The following is a 20689-nucleotide window of genomic DNA, read 5'->3' as shown; positions in this document are numbered from 1 at the left end:
GTATGTATTGCCGGCCACCATTTTCTACCACCTGCACCGGACAAAACGTGGGGCCCTGACAGCCCTGGTGGCCAGCAGTCTGGTGGCCAGTGTGTTTGCCGTCCTGGCCAACCAGTACCTGGCCATTCCCATGTATGTGCGGCTGTACAAGATCCCTCTGGCGGTCATTTTGAAAATGGCTGCTGCCACCAATCCTTTCGTTCATTCCCTGACTGATTTCCTGTTATTGACCATCCTGCCGTTCAATTTGATCAAGTATGCTATCGTATCATTTTTGACGTATATGGTATATAAGAAGGCAAGTCTGGCGTTGCAGCGGATTGCAGAAAAATGATGAAGCAAATCCTTTTCGGTCCTGTAAAATGGGCTGTCAGTAACCCTTGAACCATGATAAAATAATTGATGATCTATTGGAATTGACTACTATTACTACCAGGAGGCACAAAGTTATGGAAAAACGCGTTGTGGGAATTGTCGGAGTCGGCCATGTGGGAGCCCATGTTGCATATACACTGGGTATGATGGGCGTCGCCGATGAAATCCTGCTTTGTGATATCAAAGAAAAGAAACTCATCAGTGAATGCAACGATCTGAATGATGCCGTGTCCTTTATGCCCAACCGTGTGCTGTATAAAATCGCGGATCTTCCCGAACTGCGGGATTGCGATATCATCGTGAACGCGGTAGGCGATATCGAACTGTGCCGGAATTTCAACCGGGATGACGAACTGAAGAACAGCGTGCTCCAGGTGGCGAAGATCATTCCCCGCATCATGGACGCCGGCTTTAACGGCATCTTCGTGAACATCACCAATCCCTGCGACCTGATCACCTGCGAGATTGCCAGTCTTTCCGGCCTGCCCCGCAGTCAGGTGCTGGGCACCGGCACCCTGCTGGATTCTGCCCGCCTGCAGCACGCCCTCAGCGATGTCACCGGACTGGACAGCCGCAGCTTCAACGCCTATATGATCGGCCAGCACGGAGATCACCAGTTCATCCCCTGGTCCATGCTGAACTTCGGAGGCATGGATGCAGATCAGTTCGAAACCGCCCGGGGCGTAAAATTCCAGCGGGATATCATCCATGAACGGGCGGTAAAAGGCGGCTGGATCACAGTTTCCGGCAAATGGTGCACTGAATACGGCATCGCCGGTGCCGCCGCCGCTTTGGTACGCACCATTTTACATGATGAAAAACGCATTCTCCCCTGCTCTGTAGAACTGGATGGGGAATATGGCCAGCATGATTTATTTGTAGGAGTCCCGGCAGTCATCGGCAAAGACGGTGTGGAAAAAGTCATCGAACTGCCGCTCAATGAAGAAGAAAGGGCCAGGTTCAGTGAAGTCGTAAAAGCACTGAAAGTCAATATGGAAAAAGCCCGGACGTTGATTTTAGAAAATAAGGAAGAAGCCTGAGAAGTTTCCGCAGTATCAAAAAGGACCTGTCTCATCACACAGAGACAGGCCCTTTTCTTTTGTGCAAGACTTGAAGTTTCGAGTCTTTTACTCCTTATCTTCCAAAGAAAACTGTAATCAGATCCTGCAACGCATCCTGGTCAGCAGCGCCCATGGTTTCCCGGGCACTGTGCATGGACAGCAGTGCTACGCCGATATCCATGGTCCGGATGGGTGTCAGAGCCGATGCCATGGAACCCAGAGTAGAACCACCCTTGATATCGCTGCGGTTCACGAATACCTGATAGGGAATGTGATTGGCTTCGCACAGCCCTTTGACAACGGCTACCGCTTCCGCATCGCCTGCATAGGACTGGCTGCAGGCCTGTTTCAGCACTACGCCATTCCCCAGCAGGGGCTTATTGGTGATATCGCATTTGTCCACATAATTGGGATGCAGGGCATGGGCTACGTCCACGCTGAGCATGAAACCCCCGGCCATGTCTTCGTACAGAGCTTCTTCGCCAAGCCCCAGCTTGCTGTAGATCCGGTGCAGCAGGTTGTTCAGTACCAGGCTGTCAGCGCCCTGTTTCGTATTGCTGCCCACTTCCTCATTATCGAACAGGCAGGCTACCTTCAGCCCTTCCGTGCCTTTTCCGTCCATGATGCCTTTCAGGCAGCCCATGACAGAAGTCAGGTTATCCAGCCGTCCGCAGGAAATGAATTCATCCTTCAGACCGAAAGTGCAGCCCGGTTCCACCGGATAGGTGGACAATTCAAAGGAAAGGATATCCTCCACCTTCACCCCCAGTTCGGCGGCCAGGAATTTCTGGAAAAAGGTCCTGTCCTTGCTGTCCTGCCCCAGCATGGCAGCCAGAGGCAGTACATCCTTCTGCTTGTTCCATTTATATCCATCGTTCACTTCCCGGTTCATGTGGATGGCTAGGCTTGCTATGGTGAGGAGCGGCCGTTTGAAATCCACCAGGTGGGTTTCCGGAGCAAAAGGATCTTCTGTGCGGGTCACGACCTTACCAGCCAGGGACAGAGGCCGGTCCATCCAGGTAGACACGATCATGCCGCCATACCCTTCTACGTTCAGGGTGCCATAGCCCTGGGTATCCACTTCAGCGGCAGGTTTCAGCCTGAAGCAGGGGAAGTCCGTGTGGGCGGCGGCAATCTTCAAGCCGCGGCTTCCGGCCTTGCCCGTGCGGAAGGCGAACAGAGAAGAGTCGAATACCGTTACGAAATACTTGCTCTCCGGTGCCAGGGTCCAGTCAGAGCCCAGGGAGAGTTCAGTAAAGCCATTGGAGAGCAGCAGCTGCTTGCTGGCCGCTACCGTATGATACGGGGACGTACTGTTTTGGATCAGGTTCAGCAAATCTTTTGTAGTTTGATTCATAATGACACCTCCATGATTTTAATTGTACCATAAGATACAAAATAGTTCAAAAAGTTTATCCAATTCACTGGTCAGGCAGTTCCTGGCTATGTTATAATATTTACAATCTAAATAAAGGAGGCTTTTTATATGACCAACAAAAGTCCATCTACCGGAAGCAACAAAGTACTGACCTGGCAAGCGTTGGGCCTGATGACCTTCACCTCTGTATGGGGGTTCGGGAACATTGTCAACGGCTATGCCAACCAGGGTCTCAAGGCCGTCGCGTCCTGGGTCCTGATGTTCGCTCTCTATTTCATCCCCTATGTACTGATGGTCGGGGAAATGGGATCCACCTTCAAAGACAGTAAAGGCGGCGTCTCTTCCTGGATCCGTTCCACCAGTGGTGCCAAACTGGCTTACTTCGCCGGCTGGACCTACTGGATCGTACACATGCCCTATCTGGCCCAGAAGCCTCAGAACATCGTCATTGCTTTTGGCTGGGCTGCTCTGCAGAACGGCACCCTGACCAAAATGATCTCACCTCTGATGCTGCAGATCATCGCTCTTGTGATTTTCTTCTTCTTCCTGTGGTATGCCTCCAAGGGTGTGGGTGCCCTGAAACGGATCGGTGCCCTGGCCGGTTCCTTCATGTTCGTCATGAGTATCCTGTACATCCTGCTGGCCCTGGCTGCACCCCATCTGACTACCGCCAGGACCTTCACCTACAGCCTGAACTGGGATACCCTGATGCCCACCTTTGACTTCGATTACATGACCACCCTGGGCATCCTGGTCTTCGCCGTAGGCGGCTGCGAACGGCTGAGTCCCTATGTAAACAACCTGAAGCATCCTGCTTCAGAATATCCGAAATCCATGATTTTCATGGCTACCATGGTTGCTGTGACCGCCCTGCTGGGTACTTTTGCCATGGGCCTGATGTTCGACCCCACCAACATCCCCAAGGACCTGATGATGAACGGTGCCTACTACAGCTTTGCAAAGCTGGGTGAATACTACGGCATCGGAAGCACCTTCGTGGTCATCTACGCCATCTGCACCGCTCTGGGACAGGCCGCGACCCTGGCCATTTCCATCGATGCCCCCATCAAGATCCTGCTGGCCGACGTGGACCCCGAATTCGTTCCCAAAGCATTCACCAGGATGAATGCCAAAGGGGTACCGGTGACCGGTTACAAAATGACCGCTGTGCTGGTTTCCATCCTGCTGATCGTACCCGCCCTGGGCATCGGCGATATGACCAGCCTGTACAACTGGCTGATCCGTCTGAACGCAGTGTGCATGCCCCTTCGTTACCTGTGGGTATTCTTCGCCTACATGATGCTGAAGAAACATGCTGAAAAATATATCTCCGAGTACCATTTTGTAAAAAGCAAGGGCCTGGGCATGTTCGCCGGCTTCTGGTGCTTTGCCTTCACCGCCTTTGCCTGCATCATGGGCATGTTCCCCAGAGGTGTGCAAGCCGGTACCGACACCTGGTACTTCCAGTTCGGAATGAACATCATCACCCCGCTGGTACTGATCGGCATCGGATTCATCCTGCCCGAGCTGGCGAAAAAAGAAAGAGAGTAAGAAACAGGGAAGGAAAAAGCTGGCAGTTTATGCTGCCGGCTTTTTTTAGACACTGGTCAACAAACAATGTACCTGACTAAAATCCTTTTTGCAAAATCTGCCAAATCGTATAGACTCAGCTCTGTTCATTTAATGAATTTTGGTTTATTATATATACAAAGTGATATTTTTTCTTTGCACGAACGGAGTACCCGCTTATGAAGGACGAAATAAAAGATACATGGATTAAAAATAACAAAATCTATCCGATCATTTGGGTAGCTTCCTGCATCATCGCAATGGCGCTGGGCATCCAGCTGGTTATCCTCAATATCATCAACAATCAAAATTTTGATACGACTTCTCTGCTGCTGCTGGATCGGATTGTAAACATCATCGAAAACAACGAGCAGAACGAAAAAGCTCTGGTTGATTCTCTGCAGGAAGATTATGTCATCCGAGCCAAAACGGTTGCCTATATCATTGACGCGAAGCCTGAAGCAGAATATGACGTAAAGGAACTCAACAAGATTGCATCGCTGGTATCAGTGGACGAAATTCATTTGTTCAATCAAAAAGGGTTCCTTTACAGCGGTACCATTCCCAAATACTGGGGCTATAGTTTCGACTCCGGGGAGCAGCTTACCTTTTTCAAGCCCATGCTGGAAGACAAGTCGCTGACCCTTTGCCAGGACCTCATGCCAAATACATCGGATGAAAAAAAAATGATGTATGCCATGACATGGGATGAAACCGGGACCCGTTTGGTAGAAGTAGGCATTGCACCTGTTCGCCTGCTCGACGAACTGAAACAAAATGAAGTTTCTGAGGTAGTCGCCCGCATGCCGATCTATGAAGGCATGCAGATTTTTGTGGCCAATCGGGACACGGGAGAAATCTATGGGGCTACCGATAAAGAGAAAATTGGAAAGAAACTGGATGATATCGGCATTGCCCGCAAAGATGATCCCAATGAGCTGCACAAAGGAACTGCCTATATTGACGGAGAAAACCACAAAGTCTCTTTCCGTTTTTCCGGGCCTTATACCATTGGGGTAGCCTGGTCTGCAGCGGCTACAAATCAGAATAACGCAATGGCCTTAACACTGGTAGGCGGCTACTTGGGACTGGCAGCTCTGATCATTATCTATATGCTGGTCAAAATGTTGAAAGCGAGACAGGAACGAGACAATCAGTTCGGTATCCTGCTGTCCATGTCAAAAGTTTATCAGAGCATGCATCTGATCGATTTGAAGGAAGATACCTATGTAGACTATTCCGCCTATACCCAATTTTCTAAGAAACGGAACATCATGCCCGGCGCCGCACGCTGGCTGTATCGCTTTATGAATCAGCAGACATCGGACGAAGATAAAGTTATGGTGCGGCAATTTGTAGAACTGTCTACGGTTGCAAAACGGATCCACAGCAAAAAATCGATTTCTCTGGATTATATGACGGCTAACGGCCTCTGGTTCCGTGTATCGTTTGTAGTCATCAGGCGCTACTCCTCCGGAGACCTCAGCACACTGCTTTTGATTACCCGTAATATTGACAGTGAAAAACGGAAAGAAGAGTCTCTGCTCTATGCCTCCCATACGGACGAACTCACCCAGTGCCGCAACCGGAGAGCCTATCTGGAAGACGTACAGACAACGCTGGCCATGCATATGCCTTTCGTCTATGTCGCTATGGATGTCAACGGACTGAAACAGGTCAATGATACCATTGGTCATGAAGGTGGTGACGAACTCCTAAAGGGAGCTGCTTCCTGTATGAAACAGTGCTTTGGCAGCTACGGCAAAGTCTATCGTATGGGCGGAGATGAATTTGCGGCCATTCTGATAATCGATAAGGACCGTTTGAAAAATGTCCAGAGAGATTTCAAGGAAACCATCAACAGATGGACAGGGCAGCTGGTGTCTACTCTCCACGTTGCATGCGGCTATGTGTACAGCCAGGATGTAAGCTGGACATCGATGGAAGATATTGAACGGATCGGCGACCAGCGAATGTATGCAGAAAAGGAAGCCTATTACAGCCAGGCAGAAAACAATCGGAGAAAACGCTGAACGTAAGGTCTGTGCCATGAAGGGAAGACCGTTTCCAGGTCGCCCGGAGGGCTTTCGTTTCAAAATAATGTGGGTGTGAAGAAATAATTTCTCATTTCTTCACACCCACATTTGTCATACGTTATACGCACACGATTCACCGATCTGCCCCTGCATGCAAAAACTTCGGTTTCAATACCCTGTACGCCACCACACAGATCACCACGCTGACCAGGGATCCACTGGCCGTTGCCAGGCCCATGGGTAACAGCGTATCCGGGAACATCTGGGACGTCAGGTAGGCCAGAGGGATCCGGGCGCATACGATGGAGACCAGGTTATGCAAAAACGAGATCTCGGACCTTCCGTTGGCTGTAAAATACCCGCTGAAGCTGAAATGGATACCGGCAAAGGTGGTATCGAAGATATACCCCTTCAAATAAGGTCCCCCGGCAGCAATCACATCCGGTTCCGAAGTAAAGACCCCCACCACGTGATAGGCACAGAACTGGATCAGCACTGCCAGCGCCACCCCGTAAGTCACCACGATCTTCAGCCCGGCATACAGGATCTCCACGGCCTGCTCCGGCCTGCCGGCCCCAATGCGGATGGAGCCCAGGGCCGAAATGGTAGCCAGCATGGCGCTGGGCACCATGAACACGAAGCTGATGAACTTTTCCACGATGCCCACGGCAGCCGCATCCACCACGCCCCGGGCATTGACAATCACGGTAATCACCAGGAAGGACACCTGGATGAATCCGTCCTGGACAGAAATGGGCACCCCCACCCGCAGGAGTTTTTTGAGGATATCTCCCCGGGGCTTCAGATCCGCCCGTTCCAGCGGGATGCCCAGGTCATGCCGCCGGACCATCCACAGGGAAATGACCACGCTGATGGCCTGGCTCATGACGGTCCCCAGAGCCGCTCCGGCAGGGCCCAGATGGAGCGGCCCCATGAACAGCAGATCAAGGAAAATATTGGCCACGCAGGCGATGGCCACGAAGTACATGGGCGTACGGGAGTTCCCCATCCCCCGGAAAATAGAGCTGATGATGTTATAGGCCGTAATGAACGGGATGCCCATATAACAGATGGTCAGATAATCCCGGGTCCCGGTCACGGCTTCTACCGGCGTGGACATCCAGTCCACCACATGGCCCACCAGCCCCAGCGCCGCAGCTGCCAGCACCAGGGAACCGCCCAGGAACAGGGTAATGGTATTGCCGGTAAATTTCGCTGCCAGGTCCCGACGGCCCGCACCGATGCTGCGCCCGATGTGCACCGTGGTCCCCATGGCAAGGCCCACGATCATCACCGTAAGCATGTGCATCACCTGGCTGCCGATGGAAACGGCGGTAATGCTGCCGGCTCCTTCGAACTGGCCGATGATGAACAGGTCGGCCATGCCATATAAGGTCTGCAGGAAACAGGAACATAAATAAGGAAGGCAGAAGGCACCGATCTGGTGCCAGAGTCTGCCTTTCTTTTTTGCAGATAGACTCGTCATGGTTCAGTTTTCTCTCCCCGGTCTTTTTCCGGACAGGTAATGTCGATCAGAAGCTCGATCATATGGTGGAGCAGCCGCACTTCTTCGGTGTTAGCCGCTTTATAGTACATTTCCTTGCCGGCCCGGCGGCTGGTGATCAGCCCCTTTTCCCGCAGGATCTTCAGATGATGGCTCAGCGCCGGGCTGCTCATCTGCATCAGGGCGGACAGGTTGATCACACATTCTTCCATATGGCACAGGAACCAGAACAGTTTGATCCGGTTGGCGTCAGCCAGGCTGCTGAAAAGGGTGGAAACCGCCGAAAAGTCGGCGTTCTCCGGCAAATCCTGCAGGACAAGGTTGATATTTTCTCCGTGATTATGGGGTAAGACAGGTTCCACAGACATGGGTATCCCTCCAGAAAGGTGTTTTCATTCTACTTTACCCCTTATTATACCATAGTTTTTACGCATCCGACCGGGCAAAGCCGTTCTTCATGCCGTTGCTGGCTTCGTACAGCACCTGGCCCAGTACCTTCCCGGTCTCTTCCTGCAGCATATCAGCCAGGACTTTATTCCGTTCCTCCAGATAGGCGGTCACACTGCCCGTCACGCTGCCGGCATCTCCGGTTTTGATGAGGGCATGGGCCTTACCCCCCACACTGTTCTGGTACCGTTCAATAAGATTGGCTGTCTGGGCATAATGGGCGTCCGCCAGGGCCCCGATCAGCCGGTTGGCCCAGTAGAACTGGCTGGTATCGGGCAGCTTTCCGGTTTCTGCCAGATAAGCCGGTGTGCTGTCCACATTGGTGTAGAAAGGCGCCAGCACGTTGAACACGTTGCAGCCTTCCGCCACCCACATGAGGGCTCTGCGTTCCTCGGGCACATACGGACGAATCTGGGTCAGCCCCAGGAAATTGGTCCGGTTGATGCCGATGGGACGGTACTTGCCCCGCAGGCTGAGATCCCCTTTGTGTCCATAGGGATCATAGGGTGTACCCTGGTAGTGGCTGCTTAATATATACTTCACATCCTCCACAGTTACCTTGCGGTCAGGCGACAGGGACCAGGGCAGATCATCGTCTTCCGGCTGGAAAGGTGCATCGGGCGTATCCCAGTGGAAGGTAAAGGGCGCCAGGCAGCGCAGCATGTACCAGGCCCGGGGCGTATTGTACGTATGATCCGCATCATCGTGGCTGCCAAAAGCACTGCGGCAGTCAAAGGACCGGTCTTCTTCCAGTCCACCTTCCCGATCATCGTCCGGAGTCAGGTCCAGGTGATTGTCATGGATGAAGTCCAATAGGTCTGCAGAGCACAGATGTTCTTTTTGAGCCCCGAAAGCATCCACCAGATCGAAGAAATCGATGCCCTGCTGATTGGGCATGACCACGGCCTCGTCATCGGGCACCTTTTTGGCGATCCAGTGATGGCCGCCGATGCTTTCCAGCCACCAGATTTCATCCACGTCCTGGAAGCCGATGCCGTTCATTTCGTAGGTGCCGTATTTTTTCAGGAGCGCCCCCAGCCGAAGCACCCCTTCCCGGGCAGAATGGATATACGGAAGGACGATGGTCAGCAGGTCTTCTTCGCCGATACCTCCGGGCACCAGCGGATCGGCTCCCAGTACACGATGGTTGGTGGTGATGGTTTCCGTTTCCGTCATGGCCACGTTGGCCGCATTGATGCCGCATTCTCCCCAGATGCCTTCATCCGCCTGGGCGTTGGGCATGGCCGTATAGCGCAGCGGCGTATCGGGCAGATCGATTTCCACTTTGGAAATGACGCTTCTGTAGTGCCGGGGCTGGTCCTCGGGACGTACCACGATGAATTTTTTAGGTGTAAACTGTCCGGAAGGAGAATCCTCGTTCCGGGCCATCAATGTAGAACCGTCATAAGATGCGTTTTTACCGACGAGCAGTGTTGTACAGGGCATAGTATGTATCTCCTTTCTATCAGCACAAAAGGGGGTGTGAAAAAATACTTTTCCACACCCCGTCGCCAGTGACCAGCTATCTGGCCACCAGCCGATGGAAGCCAGCTGACGCCGGCAAATTTTCTTTTCTTACTTCCGTTTCATTCCGGTGATCATGGTCATAGCAAAGGCAAAAACCGTTGCCCAGGCCCAGAATTTATGCTGTTTCATAATGGTTGGCCCTCCTGCAGGTCCCTCCCTGCCGCATAATTGGATGTTTATATTATACCAATCCCACCGGGGGAATGCAATGAACCCGGACGGGTACCATGCCAGCCTGTTCCGCCCTCTTTGCTCTTACTTCGCCATTTCCACGCTGGCTGCTACTTCCGGCACGACTACCGGTTCGGCTTCCCGCTGCAGGTTTGCCTGCACCCGGCGTACCAGACAGCTCAGGGTATAGTTGATCACGAAGTACACCAGGGCTGCGAACCCGAACAGAACGAATACATCGGATACGTTGATGGTACCGGTGCCGTTGTACATGGCAGCGCCGCCCAGCACCTTGTTCACACGGGCCATCAGTTCGATGGTGGCCACGTTGGCCATAAAGGAGGTATCCTTAATGATGGTGATTACCTGGCTCATCAGGGTCGGGATGATTTTCCGGAAGGCCTGGGGCAGGATGATGTACCACATTACCTGGACCATGTTGAATCCCTGGGCATAACCGGCTTCGAACTGGCCTTTGCTGATGGCATTCAGCCCGCCGCGGATGATTTCAGCGATGATGGCGCTCTCAAAAATGGTCAGAGCAATGGTGCACTTGAACAGCAGCTTGGTTTCCACGCTGCTGAGGCCGAACAGCCGACCCAGGTGCGGAGCCGGGAAGAATACGGTGCCGATGAAGATCCAGAACAGCAGCGGGGTGTTCCGGAACAGTTCCACGTATGCGGTGGCGATCCACCGGAAGATCCGTTCTGCCGGTCTGGTGCAGTAGTTCCGCACCAGGGCCAGCACCGAGGCCATCCCCAGGCTGGCGGTAATGGAAACTACGGCCAGGAGCACGGTGAACAGGACGCCCTTCAGCATGAAGGACATGATATCAGGATTTTTCAGTAAGGCAAAACTGCCAGCGAGTGTATTCATAAGTCGTTCCCTCCTCAGGCATTCATCATTTCATCCTGGGCCTTCAGTCTGGCTTCCCATTTGCCGGCCAGAGTGGACAGCGGGAAGCAGATCACAAAGAACAGGACGCCGCAGACGATGTAGGCCGGTGCATAGGCGCCGCCGGTAGTGGCCCCGGTTACGAAGTTGTAAGTGGAAGAAATCAGATCCGCCCCGCCGATGATGTACAGCACGGCCGTGTTCTTGATCAGGTTGCCGATCTGGTTCACAGTCGGCGGCAGGATGATCTTGATGGTCTGGGGCAGGATGATGTACGCCATTTTCTGGGTATAATCGAACCCCTGGGCATCGGCTGCTTCAAACTGCCCGCTGGGCACCGCTTCGATGCCGGCCCGGATCACTTCAGCCATGTAAGCGCCATGGTAGATACCCAGTGCGATGATACCGGCTGCCAGGATACCGATCTTATGACCGGAGAAGGAACATGCGTAATACAGAAGACACAGCTGCAGGATGAGCGGCGTATTCTGGATGGCTTCTACGTAGATCCGGTTGACGGCATGGGGCAGCTTCTTAGAGCTGACTCCCATAAGCCCCAGCAGGATGCCCAGGACCACGGCGATCAGGATGCCCCCGAAAGCACTTTCCAGTGTCACGGAAAAGCCCTGGATAAAATTTGCCTTGTGAGCCAGGACAATGGCCCACGCCTTTTCTGAAAATAACCCGCCCATAATATTGCCTCCTATGAAAGGGAAGGGCAATCGCTTCATCTTCGAACTGCCGGATGGAGGATTGCCGCTTCCTTCTGACCTATTTCTTATTTATCAAGCCCGTATTTGGCTTCCAGCTTCTTGATGGTGCCATCTTTCAGCCAGCCCTGCACAGCTTCTTCAGCAATCTTGCTCAGGCCGGACCCCTTCTTGGTGGCCAGTCCGTATTCCTGAGGAGCAAATTGTTCTTTGATGAATGTACGGTCGTCAGTGCAGTAGATGGCCAGGATGGATTTATCTACGCAGAACGCTGCAACTTCACCGGAAGTCAGTGCGGTGGAAATGGCCGGATAATCAGCATATTGCTTGAAGCTGATGCCTTTGGTCCAGGTAGCTGCATCGAAGGTCTTGGGATCGAACCCTTCCCCATCGATGATCTTCGCATCGATCATGGCCTTGACCAGGGCTTTGGAAGAGGTGGAACCGGAGGATACACCCACGACCTTGCCTTTCAGGTCGGCCAGGCTCTTGATGTTGCTGGCCTTTTCAACCAGCACCCCTACATGGTCCGTATAGTACGGAGTGGTGAAATCCCAGGATTTTTTCCGTTCCGGAGTGATGGTGAAGGTTGCGGCAACCATATCGATATCACCGCTGTCCAGAAGTGCTGTACGGGTGGCTGCCGTAACTGGCGTGTATTCCACATCCACACCCAGTTTCTTGGCCAGGGCTTCACCCAGCTCCACATCCAGACCGGAGAATTTACCGGTGGCCGGATCCTGATATCCGAAACCTTTGGTGACGTTCTTGACGCCTACCCGCAATACCCCACGTTTCTTGATGGCGGCTACATCTTCCGCCACGTTGGAGGATTTACCACTGTCGGCGCTCTTCTTTTCATCTCCGCAGCCTGCGAAGATAGAAGCGGCCATCAGGACCGTTACGCCCAAAGTCAGGATCTTGCTCAATTTGCTCCATTTTTTCATGATAATTCCTCCCTCATATGCTGCTTTGCTTCCCTGCTATATGATTATCGCTGGCTGGTTTTCAGCGGATAATCTTACTTAAGAACTTCTTCACCCGTTCGTTGGTGGGGTTGACGAAGAAATGATCCGGAGTGCCTTCATCAATGATCTGACCATCTTCCATGAAGATGATCCGGTCGGCCACCTGCCGGGCAAAACCCATTTCGTGGGTTACCACCACCATGGTGATGTTTCCCTCTTTGGCCAGTTTGATCATCACATCCAGCACTTCCTGGATGGTTTCCGGGTCCAGTGCGGAAGTCGGTTCATCGAAAAGGATGATCTTGCTTTCATCGCACAGGGCTCTGGCAATGGCAATCCGCTGCTGCTGCCCGCCGGATAAGGTGGTGGGATACACATTGGCCTTATGCCGCAGCCCTACGACCTCCAGATAATGGTACGCTGTTTTTTCGGCATCCTCCTTACTCTTGTGGCGGAGCTTCATGGGCGCCAGCGTCAGGTTCTGCAGCACCGTCATGTGCGGGTACAGATTGAACTGCTGGAACACCATGGACATGTTGTCCCGGATGATCTGGGTCCGGTTCTTTCGAGTCAATTCGGTCCCATTGATATACACATGCCCTTCGGTAGGTTCCTCCAGGAAGTTCATGCACCGTACGGTGGTGGATTTCCCTGAACCAGATGGCCCGATGATTACCAGTTTCTCTCCTTCTTTCACTTCCAGGTTGACGTCTTTCAATACATGATTGGTTCCAAAGTATTTGTTGACGTGTTCCAGTTTGATCATCATAGCCATCCCTGCTTTCATTTGATTTACAATCATTATTTCGTTTTTAATTAATACAGTTCGTATTACTTCGAACAATTATGATTATACTCAAAGTACAGTCCGAGTAAACCAGTTCACATTTAGTTCACATTTCATTGTGTGAACGGCTGTCTGCCTGTAACAAATTGAACTGTATTCATAGAATTATATTGTATACAAACGGTCAGCACGTTCTAATCATGTCTTATAATTCATTCTTTATAGTATATATTGTTCGGAATTTATATTTTTTTCGTTAACTTCTTTTCTATTGTCTTGACATGCTCTTTCAGTCATGTATAATAGAAACTCGAATGATGAAGCTTCTGGCAGGAGATAAATTTAGGGTTTCATCGAACCTCATAGGAACTGACTCCCGGACTCCAGCGCGCAAGCTCTTCCCTTTCGGAGAGAGTGGAGTCCCTGTTTTTTCTTCCTATATACTACTTGGAAAGACTGGGACAGAAAGTGCCCCTCTCTCTTATGGGTACTGGAACTCCCAGCACTTTCACCGAAAGGTGTTGTCAATCTGTTATGCAACTGTTTCGTACCGTTATCGACTTGCAGAAGTTTGTCCGTACTGCCAAAAAAGCAGGCAAAACCATCGGCCTGGTGCCCACCATGGGTGCCCTTCACGAAGGCCATGCCTCTCTGATCAAAGCTGCTGCCCAGGAAAATGACCTGGTTATTGTCAGCGACTTTGTAAACCCCACCCAATTCGGGCCCAGCGAAGATTTTGATGCCTATCCCCGGAGACTGGCCGCTGATGAGAAAGTAGCGGAAGCTGCCGGTGCAGACGTTCTCTTCGCTCCCGCTCCCTCGGAAATGTATCCTCATAAGGACATGACCTGGGTGGAAGTTACGGGCAATCTGACCAAAGTCCTTTGCGGTCGCACCCGTCCCATCCATTTTCGTGGGGTAGCAACGGTTTGCACCAAGCTTTTCCATCTTTCCCAAGCTGACCGGGCTTATTTCGGGCTGAAAGATGCCCAGCAGACGGAAGTCCTCCGCCGGATGGTAGAAGATCTGTTCATCCCCATCCAGCTGCGGATCATGCCCATTGTACGAGAATCCGACGGCCTGGCCAAGAGTTCCCGCAATGTCTATCTGTCTCCCAAAGAGCGGTCAGCTGCTGTTATCCTTTCCCGCAGCCTGGCCCACGCAAAAGAGTCCTTTGCCGCCGGTGAACGGGATCCTCAAAAACTGGTGGATCAGGTTACTGCAGAAATCCGGACAGAACCCCTGAGCCAGATCGATTATGTGGAACTGTACGGCCTGCCCGGGCTTACAGAAGTAAAGGCTCCCATCAGCCAGCGGGTCCTGCTGGCTGTAGCCGTAAAATTCGGTTCCACCCGGCTCATCGACAATGTGGTCCTGGAGGTGGAATAAAATGCTGTATTCCATGCTTCACGGAAAAATCCATCGGGCTACGGTCACAGAAGCCAATCTGGACTATATGGGCAGCATCACCATTGATCTGGACCTGCTGGATGCAGCAGGGATCCTGCCCGGTGAACGGGTTCAGATCACCAACAACAACAATGGTGCCCGTCTGGAAACCTACACCATTCCCGGCAAGCGGGGATCCGGTGTGGTGTGCCTCAACGGCGCCGCTGCCCGAATGACCCAGGTAGGCGATGTTGTCATCATTATGGCCTATGCTCTGATGGATGAAAAAGAAGCCCGTTCCCTGGTACCCAAGGTGGTTATGGTGGATGAAAACAACCATCCTGCCAAAATCCGGGGGCAGGAACAGGAACGGGAAATCGGCTGATACGCGGGGGCAGAATGATGATTCAAAAACTTGTTCATTTTTGTACCCGGTATATGTCCATCGGCGTCGTGCTCATTGGATTTCTGGGCATCCTGGAACCTTCCTGGATGAAGCCGCTGGCGCCCCAGATTCCCACCTTGCTGGGCATTATCATGTTCGGTATGGGGATGAGCCTCAAACCGGAAGATTTCCGGAATGTATTCCGGCAGCCTAAGAACGTGGCCCTGGGAGCTCTGCTCCAGTTTGCCATCATGCCGGCGCTGGCCTTTGTACTGATCCAGCTGTTCCGGCTTCCGCCTGCCATTGCCATTGGCATTGTGCTGGTTGGATGCTGCCCGGGCGGCACCGCCAGCAATGTGATTACCTATCTGGCCCGGGGCGATGTGGCCCTGTCCGTTTCCATGACCATGGTGAGCACTCTGCTGGCTCCTTTGGTGACCCCCTTCCTGGTGTGGCTGATTGCCGGCACCTGGGTGAACATCAGCTTTTTCTCCATGATGATCTCCATTATGAAGATGGTACTGTTGCCCCTTCTGCTGGGAGTGGTGATGAACACTTTCTTCCCCCGTCAGGTATCCCGGGTTATCGGAATCATGCCTCTGCTGTCTGCGCTGGTCATCATCCTTACCGTGGGCTGTGTGGTCTCCCTGTCCGGGCGGGCCATTGTGGACAACGGCCTGATGATCCTGGCTGCTGTAATCTGCCACAACCTGCTTGGTATGTTCCTGGGCGGCCTGTGTGCCCGGAAGCTTGGACTGACACCGGCCCAGTGCCGGGCCATGACCATCGAGGTCGGCATGCAGAATTCCGGTCTGGCCTCCACCCTGGCCCTGATGTACTTTACGGCAGCAGGCGGAATCGCCGGTGCCATTTTCTCCGTATGGCATAACGTTTCCGGCTCCCTGTATGCTTCCTATTGCATCGGGAAGGAAGAAGAACAGCAGGCCCCAGTAAATACACTGGAAAAAGCAAAGTAATCAAACCGGAGTGATACAATCAGACCGGGAAGGAATGGCTTTCCATTTCTTCCCGGTCTCTCTGTGTTACAATAGAACCATCCTAAAAAAAGAAGGTAATCCTTATGATCCATTTTACGTTTTCTCTCCGCACCCTGCTGGTACTGACCCTGGCCGGGCTTTGGACAGCACCCGGCGTCCTGGCGGCTCCGTCTTCTCTGCCCCTTCCCCGGCCTGTATCCGCTGCCCCCCAAAAGGCTCCCGTTCCGGCCCCAGCCAAAGTTCCCCCGCTCCAGCAGCCCGTTCCCCAATTCGTTACCCATTACACCCGTTCCAACCCGGCTGCCTGCACTTCCACCCTGCGGTGGAAGCCCATCCTGGGCACCGTGTACTACAATGTGAAAGTAACCCTGCCCAGCGGCACCGCCCTGCCTGCTGAACGGACCTATGTGGCCGGATACAGCCTGGGCCTGCCCCAGGATACCCAGGGGAATGTAAAGGTGCAGATCCAGGCCTTCAACCTGGACGAACAGCCCATTTCCGCCCCATCCGCCGTGGAAGACGTGTACGTGGACGCCGCGAAAAAGCAGGCCCTGTATCCGGACCCCATCAGCCGCTTCAACAGCGGCAACGGTACCACACTGCTGTACCCGGTGTACAACTGGGTGCCCCTCCACGGAGTGCGCAACTACGAAGTGGAGGTGCTGAATACCAAAAGTGTCTCCCCGCTGAAGGAAGCCAGCGATGACCAGCTGCTGGAACGGGGCAGATCCACCGGTTTCGACTGGTACGATGACGAATCCCACACCGCCCCCTACACCATGTACTGGCGGGTGCGGGGCGTGGACGAAAACGGCAGTCCGGTAGGCCAGTTCTGCCCGCCCCAGCCCATGCGCTGCAGCCCGGACGACAACTGGCAGGTAGGTACTCTGGGCGACAGTATCTCCCACGGCGGCGGCGACCTGTCCTATTCCCCCAGCGACTTTGCCTACAGCTACCAGCACTACCTGCCTTTTGACAGCGTGAATCTGGCCGAAAGCGGCGACACCAGCGAATCCACCCTGGCCCGGTTCGACAGGGACGTGGTGCCCTTCCATCCCACCTACCTGATCATCATGACCGGCAGCAACAGCCTGCGGGGCTGGGTGAGCGGGGAAAGCATCATCAGCGACCTTACGGGCATCCGGCAGAAATGTGAGGACAACGGCATCATCCCCATTTTCATGACCCTGCCCCCGGTAAACCCGGCCAATATCAAGAAGGCCTTCGATGAACCCACGGCAGAAGGATGGAAGGACGAACTGGCCAAAGTCAACCAGTGGATCCGCAGCCTGCCCTGGTACATCGACCTGGGCACCCAATTCGACGAAAGTGAAGACCTGCCTACGAAATACGCCCTGGATGGCCTGCATCTGAACTTCAGAGGCAAACGGCTCATGGCCGCCGCCATCAGTGAACAATGGAAGGGAATCATGCAGAAGATCCAGGACGCCGCCAGTGCGGCGAACAATGCCAATGAAGAGCAGGATAACAGCGAGGAAGAGTGACCGGCAGGAACGATTCTGATAAAAATACAGGAGCTGCGAAATTTCTTTCACAGCTCCTTTTTTCTGCCCGATATTTTCTTTTTCTGATTTTTTACAGATGAATCTGCAGATCCACGCTTCCTCCGATGCCCCGGTGCTTGCCCATGTATCCGTGCACGCCGGTCTGGATGGTCCAGTTATCCTTATTCCACACCATGCCCGTTTCCAGTCTTGCACTGCTGCCCTGGATGCTGGCACTGCGGATGGACCGGCCATCGGCGGTACCGGTGGCTTCTCCGTCGAATTCATATTCGTAGGCCGCCCCGGCGTACCAGGCGTTCTGCCCGCTCTTCCGCTGCCACCGGGCACCCAGCCGCACCAAGCTGCTGTCCACACTGTCCAGATGATACTGGCCGCCGGTCTCGAAATCATCCCCGTTCACATGGGTGTAGAAGTACCGGCCATACCATTCCAGGCTGTCCCGGCTGTTAATCGGCACGGTCCGTCCGGCGCCCACGTGGAAGGCCGTGTAGCGGCCGTCCGTATCGTAATCGTACCCGTTGCCGGCCCCGTCTACCAGCACGTGGCGGGCCTTGTTGTCCACCCGGCCGGTACGGAACGACCCTTCCACGAACACATCGCTGGGCGTGGTGAAACGTCCGAACAGCCCGGCACCCCGGTACCGCAGGTCCCCATGGCCGTACAGGCCATTGTCGTAGGTCCGGTAGTTCCCGTCCCCGTAATCATAGAACAGGCCTGTTTCCCCTACGCCTTTGCGGCCGAAATCCTTCTTCCAGCCGAACCCGGCATGGCCATTCCAGCCGTTGGTGCGCAGGGAACTGCCTGTTTCGTACCGGTTTTCCCCGGCCAGGACGGAAGCAAAGGTGAAGGAACCGTTTTCCCTGTTTTTCAGATTCATCATGTCCCCGATCACCAGGTCGCTGCCTCCCATGACAGCCGCCAGACCGGCATCCTGCCCGATGACCGTCATATGGGTCTGGGGCTGGGTATGGACGGTCTTGTCGCGGAGATCGATGACGCACTGCACATTGCTGTCTTCCACATAGGCCTGGCCCTGGCCTTCCAAAGTAGTGCCCACCGTATAGGGCAGTTTCTTCCCGCTCAGATTCCCTTCCGTCAGATTGACAGCCTGTCCCCGGGTAGTATCCAGCAGGGTCATGGAATTTTTCCCATCCCTGAGGCCATCCAGTCCCGCAAAGGAAATGGATCCCGTATGGATGGTGGAATCCTTGAAATCATAGGTTACATTCTTCTCCAGGGAAAGGGGTGTGGTGCCCCAGGTCACCTGGCCGAAATCCACTCTCCCCACCTGCACATCTCCGGTGGAAAAGACGATTTTGCCGCCGCTTGTCCCGGCTTTGCCCACAAAGGACCCCTGCAGAGATGCATTGGCAGGATTCCCCAGGGTATATCCGAAGGTGCGGCCGCTTTCTTCCAAATTCACATTCTCCCCGGCTTTGTACTGGGTCTTGTCGTTCTGTATCAGCACGGTCTCGCTGTTGGGTCTGGCCGGATGATCATCCGTAAAGGACAGATGGCTCACATCCACGGTAGTATCCGCCAGACCCGAATGATCATCCAAATCATCGGTAATATGCAGCATGGGCTTTTCTCCCCAGCTGCCCTGCCACAGTTCGATCTTATCAAAAGCCCCAACGAACGCTACCTGATTCTCCTTGGCCCCATCCCAGGCCGCCGCTTTGGAACCGTCATAGCCGATGCGCAGGGTGTTGCCGGAGCCTTTTGCTACCCTATTCCAATTTCCATCAACGGCACCATAGAGTCTGGCATCAGTCAGATCCACATTCCCGGTCACATTGATGACATTGTTGCTGCCTTTTCCGCTAAAGGACATGGCTCCAATGACCATGGAATCACTCCCAGAGAAAGGTACATCGTCTTGGGCATCAATGCCCTGGTTCTTCAAGGTTTCCGACGTCTTTTGATAGTTCACCACAGAATTGCCGCTCAACGTCACCGTATTCACACTGGCATCTCCCTCTGCAAGAGCCCCCAGCAGGATTCCGGCCTGGCTGTCCTGCAGCGTCACGGTATTGCCGCTGGCTGTAACGCTGCCCATTACAGGGGTCCCGAACAGCAGGGCACTGCCTCCGGTAATATCAAGAGTGTTCTCAGATGCGTCAGATGAGGTTTTAGTACCGCCAACATCCACGGCCACAGCGGTCCCGGCGTAACTATTATTCTTAAGAGTAATACTGTTCCCCTTGGCCGCAATTGTTGCATCATTGTCATCATTCTTAAGACCTATAAATTTTTCACCTCTAATAGGTCCCAGCACTTTGGAATCATCCAGGATAATCTGGTTATTGGTAAATTTTCCTTGATTCCCATAGGCAAAATCCTGCACCAGCCAGCTGCCCACTGTGCTCTTATTAGTCAGAGAAATTATGTTATCCTGAGAAGTAAGTTCTTTGAGATTTTCACTGATATAATTCCCTATGGCCCAACCTTTGACAACAGTAGAATCCTGAAAGCTGGTCTGATTGCCAGTGCGCTTCAATTTTCCTTCCCTAGAATCTTTGTAGATTCCGTAATAGTTACCATTCACCGTGGTATCCGTAATAGTAGCCCTGTTGTCGGCAATGACAGCCTGGCTATCAGCATTGGATTTGTAATAGATTTCCCTGATTTCCCCTACTTTCCTGCCAGTGATAATCAGCTTATTCTTCTCAACCGTAGCAGGTGAACCATAAGGAACCCGAACGCCCACAACCGATCCGGATGTGTCCTGATCGACGATTTTCGTGTTCCCGCTCAAGGATGCGTCATCTGCAAACGCCAGTCCCCCCCCGGCAAACACACTGCTCAACCCCAGACCCAGCAGCACTGCCCGGATGATTGCCTTGCTGATACGTGCTTTCCTGGTATGCTCCATCATATCCCTCCCATACAATTGAGATCCTGGACTGGACAGCCAGGCCAGGATTTGTTGTGGCCGAAACGATAATTTATATGATAATTATA

The 20689-nt window shown here is 53.2% G+C and carries 17 protein-coding genes; 8 read left to right on the top strand and 9 right to left on the bottom strand.

The window, feature by feature from the left end:
• The coding region (locus ACR0QW_RS04220; protein ID WP_432642466.1) for an ECF transporter S component at positions 1-334 on the top strand (334 nt) is incomplete at its 5' end.
• Positions 335-449: 115 nt separating this feature from the next.
• Complete coding sequence (locus tag ACR0QW_RS04215; RefSeq protein WP_432642465.1) at positions 450-1415, top strand: lactate/malate family dehydrogenase; 966 nt, start codon at positions 450-452, stop codon at positions 1413-1415.
• Positions 1416-1509: 94 nt separating this feature from the next.
• Here the strand turns inward: ACR0QW_RS04215 and ACR0QW_RS04210 are convergent, their stop codons facing one another.
• Positions 1510-2793, bottom strand: coding sequence for a M18 family aminopeptidase (locus ACR0QW_RS04210; RefSeq protein WP_432642464.1), 1284 nt, complete (start codon positions 2791-2793; stop codon positions 1510-1512).
• 129 nt (positions 2794-2922) lie between these two features.
• On the opposite strand from ACR0QW_RS04210, the gene ACR0QW_RS04205 reads away from it, so the two are divergent.
• Positions 2923-4365 carry an amino acid permease gene (locus tag ACR0QW_RS04205; RefSeq protein WP_432642463.1) on the top strand — a complete coding sequence of 481 codons (1443 nt, stop codon included), beginning with the start codon at positions 2923-2925 and terminating at the stop codon, positions 4363-4365.
• A 197-nt stretch (positions 4366-4562) separates the two neighbouring features.
• Positions 4563-6416 (top strand): GGDEF domain-containing protein, encoded by a 1854-nt coding sequence (locus tag ACR0QW_RS04200; protein WP_432642462.1) that lies wholly within the window; start codon positions 4563-4565, stop codon positions 6414-6416.
• Positions 6417-6552: 136 nt separating this feature from the next.
• On the opposite strand, the gene ACR0QW_RS04195 is transcribed toward ACR0QW_RS04200, so the two are convergent.
• From ACR0QW_RS04195 to ACR0QW_RS04165, 7 genes are all read right to left on the bottom strand, one after another.
• Positions 6553-7905, bottom strand: coding sequence for an MATE family efflux transporter (locus ACR0QW_RS04195; protein WP_432642461.1), 1353 nt, complete (start codon positions 7903-7905; stop codon positions 6553-6555).
• A complete protein-coding gene (locus ACR0QW_RS04190) occupies positions 7902-8291 on the bottom strand; it encodes an ArsR/SmtB family transcription factor (protein ID WP_432642460.1) in 390 nt (129 codons plus the stop codon). Before ACR0QW_RS04190 ends, ACR0QW_RS04195 begins: the two co-directional genes overlap by 4 nt.
• Before the next feature lie 58 nt (positions 8292-8349).
• Entirely contained in the window at positions 8350-9816 is a 1467-nt protein-coding gene (locus ACR0QW_RS04185) for a C69 family dipeptidase (protein ID WP_432642459.1), read from the bottom strand.
• A gap of 336 nt (positions 9817-10152) precedes the next feature.
• Positions 10153-10944, bottom strand: a complete 792-nt coding sequence (locus ACR0QW_RS04180; protein ID WP_432642458.1) for an amino acid ABC transporter permease — start codon at positions 10942-10944, stop codon at positions 10153-10155.
• A gap of 14 nt (positions 10945-10958) precedes the next feature.
• On the bottom strand, positions 10959-11654 hold the full coding sequence (locus ACR0QW_RS04175; RefSeq protein ID WP_432642457.1) for an amino acid ABC transporter permease: 696 nt from the start codon (positions 11652-11654) through the stop codon (positions 10959-10961).
• Positions 11655-11740: 86 nt separating this feature from the next.
• Positions 11741-12619 carry a transporter substrate-binding domain-containing protein gene (locus ACR0QW_RS04170; protein ID WP_432642456.1) on the bottom strand — a complete coding sequence of 293 codons (879 nt, stop codon included), beginning with the start codon at positions 12617-12619 and terminating at the stop codon, positions 11741-11743.
• A 61-nt stretch (positions 12620-12680) separates the two neighbouring features.
• On the bottom strand, positions 12681-13406 hold the full coding sequence (locus ACR0QW_RS04165) for an amino acid ABC transporter ATP-binding protein (RefSeq protein ID WP_432642467.1): 726 nt from the start codon (positions 13404-13406) through the stop codon (positions 12681-12683).
• 555 nt (positions 13407-13961) lie between these two features.
• Here ACR0QW_RS04165 and panC point away from each other — a divergent pair.
• The 4 genes from panC (at position 13962) to ACR0QW_RS04145 (ending at position 17704) form a co-directional block, all read left to right on the top strand.
• Positions 13962-14816, top strand: a complete 855-nt coding sequence (gene panC / locus ACR0QW_RS04160; RefSeq protein ID WP_432642455.1) for a pantoate--beta-alanine ligase — start codon at positions 13962-13964, stop codon at positions 14814-14816.
• Between the two features lies 1 nt (position 14817).
• Positions 14818-15201 (top strand): aspartate 1-decarboxylase, encoded by a 384-nt coding sequence (panD, locus tag ACR0QW_RS04155; protein WP_432642454.1) that lies wholly within the window; start codon positions 14818-14820, stop codon positions 15199-15201.
• Positions 15202-15218: 17 nt separating this feature from the next.
• On the top strand, positions 15219-16178 hold the full coding sequence (locus tag ACR0QW_RS04150; RefSeq protein WP_432642453.1) for a bile acid:sodium symporter family protein: 960 nt from the start codon (positions 15219-15221) through the stop codon (positions 16176-16178).
• Positions 16179-16282: 104 nt separating this feature from the next.
• Positions 16283-17704 (top strand): SGNH/GDSL hydrolase family protein, encoded by a 1422-nt coding sequence (locus ACR0QW_RS04145; protein WP_432642452.1) that lies wholly within the window; start codon positions 16283-16285, stop codon positions 17702-17704.
• 91 nt (positions 17705-17795) lie between these two features.
• Here ACR0QW_RS04145 and ACR0QW_RS04140 read toward each other — a convergent pair whose 3' ends face one another.
• Complete coding sequence (locus ACR0QW_RS04140) at positions 17796-20603, bottom strand: autotransporter outer membrane beta-barrel domain-containing protein (RefSeq protein ID WP_432642451.1); 2808 nt, start codon at positions 20601-20603, stop codon at positions 17796-17798.
• Positions 20604-20689 lie beyond the last annotated feature (86 nt).

It is taken from the genome of Acidaminococcus sp. (assembly GCF_050873445.1).
Lineage (GTDB): Bacteria > Bacillota > Negativicutes > Acidaminococcales > Acidaminococcaceae > Acidaminococcus.
This window is presented reverse-complemented; position numbering and strand designations above follow the sequence as displayed.